At 57.0% G+C, this 14,311-nt stretch carries 15 protein-coding genes; all 15 read left to right on the forward strand.

The features are described from left to right. Nucleotides 1-60: 60 nt before the first annotated feature. The 15 genes from hutI (at nt 61) to AAAC48_RS07300 (ending at nt 14,124) form a co-directional block, all read left to right on the forward strand. Complete coding sequence (gene hutI / locus AAAC48_RS07230; protein ID WP_340653536.1) at nt 61-1,254, forward strand: imidazolonepropionase; 1,194 nt, start codon at nt 61-63, stop codon at nt 1,252-1,254. Between the two features lie 3 nt (nt 1,255-1,257). Next, the gene (hutH, locus tag AAAC48_RS07235) at nt 1,258-2,799 is read left to right on the forward strand and encodes a histidine ammonia-lyase (RefSeq protein ID WP_340653537.1); all 1,542 of its coding nucleotides are present in this window, start codon (nt 1,258-1,260) and stop codon (nt 2,797-2,799) included. Continuing rightward, nucleotides 2,796-3,599, forward strand: a complete 804-nt coding sequence (gene hutG / locus AAAC48_RS07240) for an N-formylglutamate deformylase (protein ID WP_340653538.1) — start codon at nt 2,796-2,798, stop codon at nt 3,597-3,599. The genes hutH and hutG overlap by 4 nt, the downstream gene beginning before the upstream one ends. Next, on the forward strand, nt 3,599-5,269 hold the full coding sequence (hutU, locus tag AAAC48_RS07245) for a urocanate hydratase (protein ID WP_340653539.1): 1,671 nt from the start codon (nt 3,599-3,601) through the stop codon (nt 5,267-5,269). The genes hutG and hutU overlap by 1 nt, the downstream gene beginning before the upstream one ends. Continuing rightward, nucleotides 5,269-5,814 (forward strand): HutD family protein, encoded by a 546-nt coding sequence (locus AAAC48_RS07250; protein ID WP_340653540.1) that lies wholly within the window; start codon nt 5,269-5,271, stop codon nt 5,812-5,814. The genes hutU and AAAC48_RS07250 overlap by 1 nt, the downstream gene beginning before the upstream one ends. A gap of 80 nt (nt 5,815-5,894) precedes the next feature. Further along, nucleotides 5,895-6,278, forward strand: coding sequence for a hypothetical protein (locus AAAC48_RS07255; protein ID WP_340653541.1), 384 nt, complete (start codon nt 5,895-5,897; stop codon nt 6,276-6,278). An 85-nt stretch (nt 6,279-6,363) separates the two neighbouring features. Continuing rightward, a complete protein-coding gene (locus tag AAAC48_RS07260) occupies nt 6,364-7,728 on the forward strand; it encodes a PepSY domain-containing protein (protein ID WP_340653542.1) in 1,365 nt (454 codons plus the stop codon). 23 nt (nt 7,729-7,751) lie between these two features. Beyond that, nucleotides 7,752-8,285, forward strand: a complete 534-nt coding sequence (locus AAAC48_RS07265) for a copper chaperone PCu(A)C (RefSeq protein WP_340653543.1) — start codon at nt 7,752-7,754, stop codon at nt 8,283-8,285. Beyond that, nucleotides 8,285-8,875: an SCO family protein gene (locus AAAC48_RS07270; RefSeq protein WP_340653544.1), complete on the forward strand. Its 591-nt coding sequence runs from the start codon at nt 8,285-8,287 to the stop codon at nt 8,873-8,875. The genes AAAC48_RS07265 and AAAC48_RS07270 overlap by 1 nt, the downstream gene beginning before the upstream one ends. A gap of 408 nt (nt 8,876-9,283) precedes the next feature. Further along, nucleotides 9,284-9,790: a hypothetical protein gene (locus AAAC48_RS07275; RefSeq protein ID WP_340653545.1), complete on the forward strand. Its 507-nt coding sequence runs from the start codon at nt 9,284-9,286 to the stop codon at nt 9,788-9,790. Between the two features lie 13 nt (nt 9,791-9,803). Further along, nucleotides 9,804-9,980 carry a hypothetical protein gene (locus AAAC48_RS07280; RefSeq protein WP_340653546.1) on the forward strand — a complete coding sequence of 59 codons (177 nt, stop codon included), beginning with the start codon at nt 9,804-9,806 and terminating at the stop codon, nt 9,978-9,980. Between the two features lie 311 nt (nt 9,981-10,291). Further along, complete coding sequence (locus AAAC48_RS07285) at nt 10,292-11,323, forward strand: sulfate ABC transporter substrate-binding protein (protein ID WP_340653547.1); 1,032 nt, start codon at nt 10,292-10,294, stop codon at nt 11,321-11,323. Nucleotides 11,324-11,343: 20 nt separating this feature from the next. Further along, nucleotides 11,344-12,204: a sulfate ABC transporter permease subunit CysT gene (cysT, locus tag AAAC48_RS07290; RefSeq protein ID WP_340653548.1), complete on the forward strand. Its 861-nt coding sequence runs from the start codon at nt 11,344-11,346 to the stop codon at nt 12,202-12,204. Further along, a complete protein-coding gene (cysW, locus tag AAAC48_RS07295; protein WP_340653549.1) occupies nt 12,188-13,075 on the forward strand; it encodes a sulfate ABC transporter permease subunit CysW in 888 nt (295 codons plus the stop codon). The genes cysT and cysW overlap by 17 nt, the downstream gene beginning before the upstream one ends. Nucleotides 13,076-13,086: 11 nt before the next feature. Further along, the gene (locus tag AAAC48_RS07300) at nt 13,087-14,124 is read left to right on the forward strand and encodes a sulfate/molybdate ABC transporter ATP-binding protein (protein WP_340653550.1); all 1,038 of its coding nucleotides are present in this window, start codon (nt 13,087-13,089) and stop codon (nt 14,122-14,124) included. The last annotated feature ends 187 nt before the right edge of the window (nt 14,125-14,311 follow it).

Consider the following 14,311-nt stretch of genomic DNA (forward strand, 5'->3'; position numbering starts at 1 on the left):
AATATGTATATACATAATAATGATGTGAGCAAGACCATAATGGGGAGCCTGCATAGGCCAATGAGGAAAATTCTGTCGGGATTGAGGATCGCCACACTTGAGCATACCGGCGCGCCATATGGCCTGATCGAGAACGGATCGATCGGCATTGATTGCGAGCGGATCGCCTGGGTCGGGGAAGATATTCCGGGCGGCTGGAGCCACGTCGAGCGCCAGGATTTCGGCGGCAGACTGGCAACCCCGGCCCTGATCGACTGCCACACCCATCTCGTCTTCGGCGGCAATCGTGCCCGCGAGTTTGAAATGCGGCTTGAAGGCGCGAGCTATGAGGAGATTGCGCGGGCCGGCGGCGGCATCGTCTCTTCGGTCAAGGCGACCAATGGCTTGAGCGAGGATGAACTTGTTGCGCAGAGCTTACCCCGGCTCGATACGCTTTTGGCCGAAGGCATTTCGACCATCGAAATCAAATCTGGCTACGGTCTCAACGTTGAGGCTGAGCTGAAAATGCTGCGCGTCGCGCGCCGTCTTGGAACGCTGCGGCCGGTTCGGATACTGACGAGTTATCTTGGAGCCCATGCCGTGCCGCCCGCATATCGTGGCCGCGCTGACGACTATATTTCGGAGGTGGTGCTGCCCGGGCTTGAGGCCGCACATTCTGAGGGCCTTGTCGATGCAGTGGATGGTTTTTGCGAGGGGATTGCCTTCTCTCCCGCCCAGATCACACGCGTCTTTGAAAAAGCCAAGGTACTGGGTCTGCCGGTGAAACTCCATGCCGAGCAACTGTCCAATCTTGGCGGCGCCAAGCTTGCCGCGTCGTTCGGCGCGCTGTCAGCAGACCATCTCGAATATCTCGATGAAGAGGGCGCGCGAGCGATGGCCACAGCGGGAACGGTGGCTGTGCTCCTTCCTGGTGCCTTCTATGCCCTGCGCGAAGAACGGGCACCGCCGGTCAAAATCTTGCGCGATGCCGGCGTGCGCATAGCCGTCGCTAGCGATTGCAATCCCGGCACATCGCCGCTCACCTCGCTGCTTTTGACCATGAACATGGCCTGCACGCTCTTCCGCCTGACTGTGGAAGAGGCACTCGCCGGGGCGACGCGCGAGGCGGCCCGCGCACTCGGCTTGCAGGCAGACATCGGCACCTTGGCCCCTGGCAAGCGCGCCGAAATCGCAATCTGGAACGCAGAGCAACCAGCGGAACTCTGCTATCGCATCGGCTTCAACCCGCTCCATCAGCTTGTTTTGAAAGCATAACCTATGACCGTTATCCTGCATCCCGGCTCCGTGCCTATTTCCGTTTTGGAAACAATTTATTGGCAAGGAACGCCCGCCCGGCTCGATCCTTCATTTCACGCCGGGATTACGGCGGCGGCACGTCGCATCGCTGAGATCGCCAGCGGCGATGCGCCGGTCTATGGCATCAATACTGGTTTCGGCAAGCTGGCCAGCATCAAGGTTGCGCCGGCCGATGTGACCACATTGCAGCGCAACCTGATCCTTTCGCATTGCTGCGGTGTGGGTAATCCGCTGCCGGAAAACATCGTTCGCCTGATCCTGGCGCTCAAGTTGATTTCGCTCGGACGTGGCGCCTCAGGTGTGCGCCCTGAGCTCATCAGCCTGATCGAGAACATGTTGGAAAAGGGTGTAATCCCCGTCATCCCGGAAAAGGGTTCTGTCGGCGCTTCGGGCGATCTCGCTCCCCTCGCCCATATGGCGGCGGCAATGATCGGCGAAGGCGATGTCGTGTTCGACGGTAACCAGATGCCTGCAGGTGAAGGCCTTGCCAAAGCTGGTCTGAAGCCTGTTGTGCTCGCGGCCAAGGAAGGTCTGGCACTCATCAACGGGACGCAGGTTTCGACCGCTCTCGCCCTCGCCGGTCTTTTCCGTGCCCATCGCGCGGGTCAGTCTGCACTGATCACCGGCGCATTGTCGACCGATGCCGCCATGGGCTCTTCGGCACCGTTCCACCCGGATATTCACAGTCTGCGCGGGCATCGCGGCCAGATGGACACCGGTGCCGCCCTGCGGCGACTGCTCGAGAATTCTCCCATCCGCGACAGCCACATTGAAGGCGACGAGCGCGTTCAGGACCCCTATTGCATTCGCTGCCAGCCGCAGGTGGATGGCGCGTGCCTCGACCTGTTGCGCATGGCCGCCCGCACACTGGAAATCGAAGCCAATGCAGTCACCGACAATCCGCTGGTGCTGAGCGACGGCTCTGTCGTGTCCGGCGGCAATTTCCACGCCGAGCCCGTGGCGTTTGCGGCCGATCAGATTGCCCTTGCCATCTGCGAGATCGGGTCGATCGCCCAGCGCCGTATTGCGCTCTTGGTCGATCCGGCGCTCAGCTACGGCTTGCCAGCCTTCCTCGCCAGAAAGCCGGGTCTCAATTCGGGGCTGATGATCGCTGAAGTTACATCCGCCGCACTGATGTCGGAAAACAAGCAGATGTCACACCCGGCGTCGGTCGACTCCACACCGACCTCGGCCAACCAGGAAGATCATGTGTCGATGGCCTGCCATGGCGCGCGCCGCCTCTTACAGATGACCGAAAACCTGTTTTCAATCATTGGTATCGAAGCCCTGACTGCTGCGCAGGGCATCGATCTGCGCAGCCCTCTCAAGACCAGCCCGGAACTGACCCGTGCGCACGGCGTTATTCGTACGGCAGTGCCGACACTCGATGACGACCGCTATATGGCACCCGACCTGAAAGCCGTTTCAGATCTTGTTGCCTCCGGTGCGCTCAATGCCGCGATCTCTGCCGAAATTCTGCCCGCGTTGGACACAAGCCTATGAGTGTTGTCGAAGTCAAACAGGGCTCATCCCCGATCATTCTCGGATTTCCGCATACGGGAACCGATGTCCCTGCTGACGTGTGGGGTCGGCTAAACGAGAACGGCCAACTGCTTGCCGATACGGACTGGCACATCGACCAGCTTTATGACGGGTTGTTGCCTGGGATATCAACGGTGCGAGCGACATTCCATCGCTATGTCATCGATGCGAACCGCGATCCGGAGGGTGTCAGCCTCTATCCTGGACAGAACACCACGGGGTTGGTTCCGGAAACCGATTTCGACGGCAAGCCGATCTGGCGGGAGGGCGAGAAGCCCACTGCTGCGGATATACAGTCACGGCTGGAACAATTTCATCGTCCTTATCATGCAGCCTTGGCTCAGGAAATCGACCGGGTGAAGGAGGAGCACGGGATGGCTATCCTCTATGATTGCCATTCCATCCGTTCGCATATTCCGTTTCTGTTCAAGGGCAAGCTGCCGGATTTCAATGTCGGCACCAATGAGGGCAACAGCTGTTCGCCCGAGATCGCCTCGGCAGTCGGCCGTATCGTGTTTGCGGCCCGCGGCTATGACGCCGTCATCAATGGCCGGTTCAAGGGTGGATGGACGACGCGCCATTATGGGCGGCCACAGCTTGGCATCCACGCCATCCAGATGGAGCTGACGCAATCGTCACATTTGGCGAGCGAGGTGCCGCCTTTCGCCCTCGACAAGGCCAAGGCAGAAAAATTACGCAGACATCTCAAAGACATTCTCGAAATCATCGAACAGACAGCCATCAAGTTGGGGAGCAGGTAATGAACAATCCGCGCCATAACATCCGCGAAATCCGCAGCCCCAGGGGCAATGAACTCAACACCAAATCCTGGATGACAGAAGCGCCGCTACGGATGCTGATGAACAATCTCGACCCGGATGTTGCCGAGAACCCGAATGAACTCGTGGTCTATGGCGGCATTGGCCGCGCTGCCCGCACCTGGGACGATTTCGACAAAATCGTCTCGACCTTGAAGACGCTGAACGAAGACGAGACGCTGCTCGTCCAGTCAGGCAAGCCGGTAGGCGTGTTCAAGACCCACGCCAATGCACCGCGCGTATTGATTGCCAATTCCAATCTCGTGCCGCATTGGGCGACCTGGGATCATTTCAACGAACTCGACAAGAAGGGGCTGGCCATGTATGGCCAGATGACCGCCGGTTCCTGGATTTATATCGGCACGCAGGGCATCGTTCAGGGCACCTACGAGACCTTTGTCGAGGCGGGCCGTCAGCACTATGGCGGCAATCTCAAGGGTAAATGGATCCTGACCGGCGGGCTTGGCGGCATGGGCGGCGCACAGCCGCTGGCAGCGGTCATGGCCGGGGCCTGCTGCCTCGCAGTCGAATGCAATCCGGACTCCATCGATTTCCGCCTGCGTACCCGCTATGTCGACGCCAAGGCGGAAACGCTGGACGAAGCGCTAGAGATGATCGATCGCTGGACGAAAGCGGGCGAAGCTAAGTCCGTCGGCCTCCTCGGCAATGCCGCGGACGTTTTGCCGGAACTGGTGCGCCGCGGCGTGCGGCCCGATATCGTCACCGATCAGACATCGGCCCATGACCCGATCAACGGCTATCTGCCGAAGGGCTGGACCATGGCCGAATGGCGCGAAAAGCGCGAAAGTGATCCGAAGGCCGTCGAGAAGGCTGCACGTGCGTCGATGCGCGAACATGTCGAAGCGATGATCGCATTCTGGAACCGGGGCATTCCAACACTCGACTACGGCAACAATATTCGCCAGGTCGCCAAGGATGAAGGTCTTGAAAACGCTTTCGCCTTCCCCGGTTTCGTTCCGGCCTACATTCGTCCACTGTTCTGCCGGGGCATTGGCCCGTTCCGCTGGGCGGCGCTCTCCGGTGATCCGGAAGATATCTACAAGACCGATGCCAAGGTGAAGGAACTCACCCCGGGCAACACGCATCTGCACAACTGGCTCGACATGGCGCGTGAACGCATCGCCTTCCAGGGGCTGCCGGCGCGCATCTGCTGGGTCGGACTTGGTGACAGGCATCGCCTTGGTCTCGCCTTCAATGAAATGGTGAGGAACGGTGAATTGAAAGCGCCGGTCGTCATTGGCCGCGATCATCTGGATTCAGGTTCGGTCGCCTCGCCCAACCGCGAAACCGAAGCGATGAAAGATGGGTCTGACGCTGTATCCGACTGGCCACTTCTCAATGCGCTGCTCAATACCGCTTCGGGCGCGACCTGGGTGTCGCTGCATCACGGCGGCGGCGTCGGCATGGGCTACTCGCAGCATTCCGGCATGGTGATCTGCTGCGACGGCTCGGATGATGCAGCAGAGCGCATCGGCCGCGTCTTGTGGAACGATCCGGCCACCGGTGTCATGCGCCATGCAGACGCTGGTTATGAGATCGCCATTGAATGCGCGAAGGAAAATGGCCTTAACCTGCCGGGCATTCTTGGCTGATGCGCATTTTGCGTGCCAGCGACCACCGGCAAATGCCATGGAAGAATGGTGGCGGAGTCACGACAGAAATCGCGATATCGCCGCCCGGTGCAATGGTCGGCGATTTCGACTGGCGCGTCAGCATGGCAAAGGTCCCGAACTCTGGGCCGTTTTCCAGCTTTGCCAATATTGACCGGGTCCTCGCCATCCTGGAGGGCGAGATGCGGCTGGCAATTGATGGCGCCGAGGCTCAATTGATGGATCCGAGCTCACCGGCTCTCGCTTTCCCGGCAGATGTGCCGACCAGCGCCGAGGTGATCCGTGAAGTCACCGATCTCAACGTCATGGTTCGTCGCGGCAGATTTTCAGCCAGCGTCAGACGCCTCGACAAAGCCGAGATAATAGCGAATGCCGACGAAACCCTTGTGCTCTTTCGCGAGGATGCGGAGGTTAAAAATGGTGAAAAGTTTGAGCTGGATGATGTGATCCATCTGACCCCCCCTGAAGTGATTACCCTCGGCAGCATCCCTCAAACTGCCTGGCTGATCGAGATTCAGAGCATCTGACCCTTTACTGTCTCTTTGCCGCATAGATTTCGACGACCGGCTGATGTATTTGAAGCGTCTGGCTGGAATATGAGGCGTTGATGCGCAAGGTATGGAACGATTGGCGATTGGCGGTGCGCATGCTTTGCGCATTGGCTCTCGTATTCGTTGCTTTCGCGCACCGGCCGATTGAAGCAAGGCCTAAAGACCAGATCGATCTCGCAGCCTACACTCTGCCAGATGGTACTGTTCCCGTACTTTGTCTCCCCGGCGATGACGATAAGGACCTGCACAAGACCGCCTGGCATGACACTGGTTGCAAAGCCTGCCGGCTCTCCGCATCGTTTGTCCTGCCGGTGCCACCGTTTACACCCGGTCCCAAAGTCCAGCCTGCCCAATCGCTCGCAATACAGCGCGAAGCGGTCCTGATCGCGCGCAGCCTCTACCCGCCATCGGCTCCGCCGCAAGCGCCTCCCCTCGCCTGACAGAAACAATGCGCCCTCTCTGGCGCGTCGCGACGGTCTGTATCCGCAGTCCGTCATCTTTTGCTGTCAGACGATTGGAACACCCATGACCGTCTCAAGCTTGGCTTCCGAAAAGCCCAATGACATCAGTCTTTCGCTCTACCGCGCCATTTGGCGCTGGCATTTTTTTGCTGGCCTTCTGGTCATCCCCTTCATGCTCAATCTTGCCGTCACCGGCAGTCTCTATCTGTTCAAGGACGAGATCGACAATACGGTCTTTGCCTATCGCAATGTGGTGCAGCCACGCAGCGAAGCCCTTGCGCCATCACTGCTGACCGACAACGCGAAGGCTGCAGTGCCTGGCTCAAAGATCCTGCGCTACCGGGAGCCAGACGCACCAACCCGGTCTGCGCGCGTTACGGTCAGCACGAATAGCGGGAACGTCCTGGTATTTGTCGATCCGTACAGCGGCTCGGTTCTCGACAAGGTCGGCGAGAAGGAGGAGTTCAATTGGGTCGTCAAGAAGATCCACAGTCTCGACTATTTCGGTTTCGCGTTCAATCGCATCGTCGAAGCCGTTGGCGGACTCGGGCTCATTCTCGTCGTCACCGGCTTTTATCTCTGGTGGCCGCGCAAGCAAACCGGCGGTGTCATCAGTGTACGCGGGAGGCCGGACAAACGTGTGTTCTGGCGTGACATTCATGCGGTCACTGGTGCGGTTGCGGGTGCGTTGATCTTTTTCCTGGCAATCACGGGCATGCCCTGGTCCGGCTATTGGGGCGACGGGGTCAATGCGACATTGTCGAGCGCTGGCCTGGGTTATCCTGCGCAGCTCTGGGACGACGTTCCGGTCTCAAAAGTCCCGACCAAGGATGTGCTGACCAATGCCGGTTGGACTGTCGAGAACGCCCCGGTGCCAACATCATCACCGAACGTCGCTGCACAACACGTCGGGCTCGACCAGATAGTCGACGCGGCGACGGCAGGTGGTATCGCACCAGGCTTTGAGGTGTCCCTCCCATCCGGCAGGAAGGGCGTTTATACGGCAGCAATATTTCCGGACGATATCGCACGGCAACGGACGATCCATTTCGACCAGTATACGGGCAAGCCGCTTGTCGATCTGAAATTTGCCGATTACGGCGCTGGTGCCAAGGCCATCGAATTTGGCATTGGTGTGCACCAAGGTGAGTATTTGGGTCTCGCCAACCAGATTGTCATGCTCGTCACCTGCCTTGCCATCATTCTGACTTCCGTCTCGGCGGTCGTCATGTGGTGGAAGCGCCGTCCTTCAGGCCGTCTCGGCGTTCCGCCGATGCCATCGCAAAAGAGCGTCTTTGCGACACTCACGCTCGTCATTCTCGGCTTCGGCATCCTCTTTCCACTCACCGGGTTTGCAATTCTCGCCATGCTGGTCGTCGACCAGCTGGTCATGCGCGTCCCTTCGCCTTTGAAACGTGTATTCTCTTGAACATTCTGAACTGGAGATATCCAATGAGATCCTTTTCCCGAATTGCTGCGCTCGCGCTGCTGGTCGCGTCAGTCTCTTTTGCCGCCGAGGCGCATGATCACTCCGCGATGATGAAGAGTGATGCATCCGTGATGAGCGATGATGATATGATGGAACCGGTAAAAGCCGGCGATCTCGTCTTGAGCGGAGCATTCACCCGAGCAACGCTGCCGGGCGCCAAGGTCGGCGGCGGCTACGTCAAGATTACCAACCAATCAATGGAGCCTGATCGCCTGATTGGCGGCTCCAGCTCCGTGGCCGCCCGTGTCGAAGTGCATGAAATGAAGATGGACGGGAATGTAATGCAGATGCGCCGGTTGAAAGACGGTCTTGAAGTCCCCGCAGGCGGTACAGCCGAACTCTCGCCGGGCGGTACGCATCTGATGCTGATCAATCTTACTGCGCCGCTGAAACAAGGCGACATGGTGCCTGTCACGCTTGAGTTCGCCAAAGCCGGCAAGGTCGAGCTCCAGTTTATGGTTGGACCAGCCAACGCCACCAGCATGGAACATAACTGATGAATTTTCGGCTTTTACGCTATGGGCTGTGGGCGGTGATCGCCGTCCTGTCGCTCTTTCTGGTTTTCACCTATGCCAATACCCGTTTCGGCACCAAGGCTGAGGGCGCGCAACTTGGCGCGCCGTTCAATCTGACCGATCAGAATGGCGCGCCAATCACCGAGGCGGCCTTCAGCGGTCATCCGAGCGTGCTTTTTTTCGGTTTCACACACTGTCCGGAAGTTTGCCCGACGACACTGTTCGAAATGGCAGGGTGGCTCAAAACGCTCGGCGATGATGGCAAGGATCTACGCGTGTTCTTCATTTCTGTCGATCCGGAACGGGATACACCCGAGGTGATGAAGGGCTATACTGCTGCTTTTACCGACAGGATCACCGGTATCACTGGCAACCCAGACGAGGTGGAAAAACTTCTAAAGAGCTGGAAGATCTACGCCAAGAAGGTGGCGACCGAAAATGGCGATTACACCATGGACCATACTGCGTCGGTCATGCTGCTCGATCGCGACGGGCGGCTGAAGAGCACGATCGACTACAAGGAAAGCCCGGACGTTGCCTTAAAGAAACTGCGACTTTTAATTGCCGGTTGACCCGCAGGACACCGTCTCCGCCGGATTGGCATCCGGCCGAGACAAATGCGCTTATTTTGCGTTCATTCGAGCATTTGTATACTGAAAAACTCATAATTTCCTAGAATCATTCTAACATATTGATATTTTTGCATGTTTTAAAGAATTAGTATTTGACATTGCGATTATCCAAGGCCTTTATGCACAAGCGCAAGAGCGCATACCTTTGATGTCTGGGCCTTGAACCCTTTCAATTGGAGGACCCAATGATAGGTCTTTTTCTGCCACGCCAGCGCGTGGTTTGCCTGCTGTGCAGGCAGCATATATTTTCAGCTGGGTACCATAACAGGCTGACACAGCAGCTCGCCGGAACTTGCCGCAACGGCCCCATCGCCTTGATCTGCAACAATGAACGGGAGGGAGGTGACGATGTATCCGCGCGCCGCTGAAGCCGGCAACGGCACGGGCTGCTATTTCGACCGCACTCCGGAAAAGCTGGTGCTGGAAGGTTACCGCCGCTGGGCAGCAGGTTTTGAAACGGGTTCCGTGATTTCCTGGGAGATGGCCTACGGCCTCTACAGTGAGCTTCTCGGTGCCCGCAATGGCAACCGCGCGCTCTCGGAACTGTCGTTCTTTGTCCGCACGTTGCGCCATTGCGCGCTTTGTCCGCTCAAGACCTTTCCGTTCGGTTCGCATCACGTTTGCCGGGAAGAATGCCTCACTTTGGGACTGATTGCCGGGCTTCAAAATTGCGACATGGTTGCGGCACGAACCTGCCTCAATGCCATGGCATGCCCCTCCCGCCAGGAGGAAGTGGAGAACGCTGCGATCACTTTTGCAGAAACTTTGGTCGAATTGGATCAGGTGCTTTTGCCAATCCCGAAATCTGCGATCGACGACATCATTTCTCGCCCGCTACGGGCAAAGTATCATTAGGAAGAGTGAGATCATGATTATCAATTCACGCATGGAGCGACGCCTTTCGATCGCCGCAACCGCTGTCCTGACGGCAGCGATCTTTGTCATGCCGATATCGACGCGTGCCTTCCACGACGCTGAAGGCGAACGAGCCAATTTTGCAACGGTCGCGGATGCAGCGCCCGTCAAGCAGCTGTTCCTCAAATAAAGTTCATTCAATTAATCAACGCTACGGGCCGGACGCCAATGTGGCGGTCCGGTTCGTATGACGGTGCTAGAAAGAATATTTCATAATAGGCTAATTTTTCAGAATCGCGGATTCTAGCGTTTCCGATATCGCTCGATCGCCTTCATATTGGACAACGTCGGAATCCCATGCCCCAGCCAATTAGACGACCGTTTCAGTAGACTATCCTCGACAGGTAGAATATTCTAATTTTCGCATATAAAAGGAATTCTTTCTAACGCCCCTATTGTGAGGGGCTCTGCTACGCTTCAGTTCTAATCACGGAGGCAGGCATGACACATTCCCGACTTTCCCTATCACTGGCGGCGGCGTTGCTTACAGCAACGATTGCGTTTCAGCCATTGTCTGCTGCCAATGCGGACACCACGCTTCTGAACGTGTCGTATGATCCGACGCGTGAGTTTTACAAAGATTACAATGCGGCTTTCGTAGCAAAATGGAAAGCCGACACGGGTGAGACGGTCACAATCCAGTCGTCGCACGGGGGATCGGGTAAGCAAGCTCGCGCCGTCATCGACGGACTTGACGCCGATGTCGTGACCCTGGCGCTCGAGAGCGACATTTCGGCCATCGCAGACGCAACGAAGAAAATCAATCCGAACTGGCGCACCAAATATCCACACAATTCGGCGCCCTATACATCAACGATCGTCTTTCTCGTGCGCAAGGGCAATCCGAAAGGCATCAAGGACTGGGGTGACCTGATCAAGGACGATGTCGAGGTGATTACACCCAATCCGAAGACATCGGGCGGTGCCCGCTGGAACTACCTTGCCGCATGGGCCTGGGCCTACGGTCAATATGGCGGCGATGAAGCCAAGATCAAAGAATATATCGGCACGTTGTTCCAGCACGTTCCAGTCCTAGACACCGGTGCACGCGGTTCGACGACCACTTTCGCGCAGCGCCAGCTTGGCGACGTGCTGTTGGCCTGGGAGAATGAAGCCTATCTCTCGCTGGCTGAATTTGGCGAAGATCAATTTGATATCGTCGTTCCACCCCAGTCCATTTTGGCGGAACCGCCAGTCGCCGTCGTTGATGGAAATGTCGATGCCAAGGGCACACGCAAGGTGGCCGAAGCCTATCTCCAGTATCTCTATTCCAAAGAAGGTCAGACCTTGGCCGCCAAGCATTATTATCGACCGGCACAGCCTGAACTGGTGCCCGCCGAGGTGCTGCAAAAATTGCCGCAGTTGAAACTCGTGACGATCGATGATCCAATCTTCGGCGGATGGGCAAAGGCACAGCCCTATCACTTTGGAGATGGCGGAACGTTTGACCAGATTTATAAACCAAAACAGTAATAGGCCGAAACAGTAACAGCATGATTTCCAACCTAGCTAAGGCGGGTTGGCGGTTTAAGAGGCCGAGCGTCATTCCAGGATTTGGATTGACGCTCGGCTTCACTCTTGCCTACCTCGCATTGATTGTACTTATCCCTTTAACAGGCCTCGTGTGGCGCTCCGCATCACTGGGTTTTACGGGATTCTGGCATGTTGCCGTCGACCCCCGCACTGTGAATGCGCTGAAGATCAGCTTCGGTACCGCACTGGTCGCCGCCCTGATCAATGTTGTGTTCGGCGTGATCGTCGCGTGGGTGCTTGTGCGGTATCGTTTTCCTGGCCGGCGAATTATCGACGCGATTGTCGATCTTCCCTTTGCGCTGCCGACAGCCGTTGCCGGTATCGCGCTGACATCGCTTTATGCCAAGAATGGCTGGATCGGTCATTTTCTCGAGCCACTCGGGATCAAGGTGGCGTTTACACCCACCGGCATCACCATTGCCCTGATTTTCGTTGGTCTTCCCTTCGTCGTCAGGACCGTACAGCCGGTAATGGAGGAAATACGCAAAGAGGTCGAAGAAGCAGCAGCAACGCTCGGCGCCAATCGGTTTCAGACGATCACGCGCGTGCTGTTGCCCGGGTTGCAACCGGCCATTCTTACGGGGTTCGCACTGGCATTCGCCCGTGCTGTGGGCGAATATGGCTCTGTGATTTTCATTGCAGGGAATCTTCCTTACGTCTCGGAGATTGCCCCGCTGCTGATCGTCATCCGGCTCGAAGAATTTGACTACGCAGGCGCGACGGCTATCGCAACGATCATGCTGCTCCTTTCGTTTTTCATGCTCTTTGTGATCAATCTCATTCAGGCCTGGAGCCGCAGGAGGTATGGCTATGGCGCATGAAACGACGCGGGCCGTCGATCCGACGGCCATAGCCCGGCATGCGACGTCGGAACGTCGCACAGCGCGCTACATGTTAATTGGCATTGCTTTGGCTTTCCTGGGACTGTTTCTGGTGCTGCCGCTCGTTTCGGTGTTTGTAGAGGCCTTCCGGAAGGGACCTACCGCCTATCTCGCGGCGTTTGCTGAAGCTGACGCGCTCGCAGCGATTCACCTGACGTTGCTCGTCGCAGCTATTGCTGTTCCGCTCAATGTCGTCTTTGGTGTTGTCGCAGCATGGGCAATCGCCAAGTTCGAATTCAAGGGCAAAGCATTCCTGACCACCCTGATCGATCTGCCATTTTCGGTCTCACCGGTAATTTCGGGCTTGGTCTATGTGCTTCTATTCAGTTCGCACAGCGCGCTTGGACCCTGGCTGAAATCGCATGGCATTGAAATCCTGTTCGCTGTTCCCGGCATTGTCCTCGCGACGGTCTTTGTCACATTCCCGTTTGTTGCGCGAGAATTGATCCCGCTGATGCAGGAACAGGGGACGACAGACGAAGAAGCCGCGCTTTCGCTTGGGGCCAACGGCTGGCAGACATTCTGGCATGTCACATTGCCAAACATCAAATGGGGCTTGCTCTATGGCGTGCTTTTGTGCAACGCCCGCGCCATGGGCGAATTTGGTGCAGTTTCTGTCGTATCAGGTCATATACGTGGCCTGACCAACACAATGCCACTGCATGTGGAAATTCTTTACAACGAATATAATTTTGTCGCTGCGTTTGCTGTGGCTTCGCTACTTGCGCTGCTTGCGCTGGTAACACTCGTACTCAAGTCTGTTCTGGAACTGAGATACGGTACAGAGCTTCGCGCTCACGGCGGACACTGAGAGGGTTAGATATGGACGTTCGCGTAAGTTGTGTACGCAAGGAGTTTGATCGATTTCCGGCGTTGCACGACGTCTCGCTCGATATCAATTCCGGTGAATTGATTGCTCTTCTGGGCCCCTCGGGATCCGGTAAGACGACGCTGTTGCGTTTGATCGCCGGCCTCGAAACGCCGACCGAGGGAAAAGTGTTTTTTGGCGACGAAGACGCCTCACTGAAATCGGTGCAGGAGAGAAATGTCGGCTTTGTATTCCAGCATTATGCCTTGTTCCGCCACATGACGGTAATCGACAATGTTGGCTTCGGATTGAAGGTTCGGCCTTCCTCTACCCGCCCAAGCAATGACGAAATTCGGCGCCGCTCATCGGAGCTGCTCGATTTCGTCCAGCTCTCGGGTCTTGAGAAGCGCTACCCGGCTCAGCTTTCCGGTGGCCAGCGCCAGCGTGTAGCGCTGGCACGTGCCATGGCGATCGAGCCGCGGGTACTGCTTCTCGACGAGCCCTTTGGCGCGCTCGACGCGAAGGTCCGCAAGGAGCTCCGCCGATGGCTCCGCGAAATCCACGACAAGACCAAACACACCACGGTTTTTGTGACGCACGACCAGGATGAGGCACTCGAACTGGCCGATCGAGTTGTCGTGATGAGCCAGGGCAAGATCGAGCAGATCGGCACGCCCGACGAGGTTTATGACAAACCGAACTCCCCCTTTGTCTACAGTTTCATTGGCGAATCAAGTTCGCTGGCGGTCCGCGTAAAGAACGGGACGTTGTTGCTTGGGAATCAGGTCCTTGGCATTGAGAGCGATCGTCAGGATGGGGAAGGCCTGCTCTATTTCAGGCCGCACGATGTCGAACTTGTCGACAGCTCCGAAGAATGCATAGCGGGGACCGTCGTGGCGAGCCGCCGCGTGGGTGCAACAAGACGCGTCGAGCTGCGGATCGAAGGTATCGAGGACCATGTCGAAATAGAGATCGACGCCGACCATCCGGCGAAGGAAAAGAGCCGCATCGCATTCCGTCCCAAACACTGGCGGGTGTTTGCAAGAGGCTGACGCAATTACCATTCAGAGCAAAAGACCGGGATTGATCAAATTCCGGTCTTTTTTGAAATCGACCGCGTCATGATCATTTGCCTCCAAGCGACCATTTTGGCTTCAGGTTATATTCGCAGGCTGCTTCGCTTCCTGTTTTCACTGGGCACCGCCCTCAAAATTGCATAAAAAGGCTAATGGAAATCTG

The sequence above is a fragment of the Phyllobacterium sp. genome (assembly GCF_037994405.1).
Lineage (GTDB): Bacteria > Pseudomonadota > Alphaproteobacteria > Rhizobiales > Rhizobiaceae > Phyllobacterium.

What these genes read in the sequence shown, in the direction of transcription:
- hutI (WP_340653536.1), top strand. Translation starts at nt 61, where the DNA reads ATGAGGAAAATTCTGTCGGGATTGAGGATCGCCACACTTGAGCATACC.
- hutH (WP_340653537.1), top strand. Translation starts at nt 1,258, where the DNA reads ATGACCGTTATCCTGCATCCCGGCTCCGTGCCTATTTCCGTTTTGGAA.
- hutG (WP_340653538.1), top strand. Translation starts at nt 2,796, where the DNA reads ATGAGTGTTGTCGAAGTCAAACAGGGCTCATCCCCGATCATTCTCGGA.
- hutU (WP_340653539.1), top strand. Translation starts at nt 3,599, where the DNA reads ATGAACAATCCGCGCCATAACATCCGCGAAATCCGCAGCCCCAGGGGC.
- AAAC48_RS07250 (WP_340653540.1), top strand. Translation starts at nt 5,269, where the DNA reads ATGCGCATTTTGCGTGCCAGCGACCACCGGCAAATGCCATGGAAGAAT.
- AAAC48_RS07255 (WP_340653541.1), top strand. Translation starts at nt 5,895, where the DNA reads ATGCGCAAGGTATGGAACGATTGGCGATTGGCGGTGCGCATGCTTTGC.
- AAAC48_RS07260 (WP_340653542.1), top strand. Translation starts at nt 6,364, where the DNA reads ATGACCGTCTCAAGCTTGGCTTCCGAAAAGCCCAATGACATCAGTCTT.
- AAAC48_RS07265 (WP_340653543.1), top strand. Translation starts at nt 7,752, where the DNA reads ATGAGATCCTTTTCCCGAATTGCTGCGCTCGCGCTGCTGGTCGCGTCA.
- AAAC48_RS07270 (WP_340653544.1), top strand. Translation starts at nt 8,285, where the DNA reads ATGAATTTTCGGCTTTTACGCTATGGGCTGTGGGCGGTGATCGCCGTC.
- AAAC48_RS07275 (WP_340653545.1), top strand. Translation starts at nt 9,284, where the DNA reads ATGTATCCGCGCGCCGCTGAAGCCGGCAACGGCACGGGCTGCTATTTC.
- AAAC48_RS07280 (WP_340653546.1), top strand. Translation starts at nt 9,804, where the DNA reads ATGATTATCAATTCACGCATGGAGCGACGCCTTTCGATCGCCGCAACC.
- AAAC48_RS07285 (WP_340653547.1), top strand. Translation starts at nt 10,292, where the DNA reads ATGACACATTCCCGACTTTCCCTATCACTGGCGGCGGCGTTGCTTACA.
- cysT (WP_340653548.1), top strand. Translation starts at nt 11,344, where the DNA reads ATGATTTCCAACCTAGCTAAGGCGGGTTGGCGGTTTAAGAGGCCGAGC.
- cysW (WP_340653549.1), top strand. Translation starts at nt 12,188, where the DNA reads ATGGCTATGGCGCATGAAACGACGCGGGCCGTCGATCCGACGGCCATA.
- AAAC48_RS07300 (WP_340653550.1), top strand. Translation starts at nt 13,087, where the DNA reads ATGGACGTTCGCGTAAGTTGTGTACGCAAGGAGTTTGATCGATTTCCG.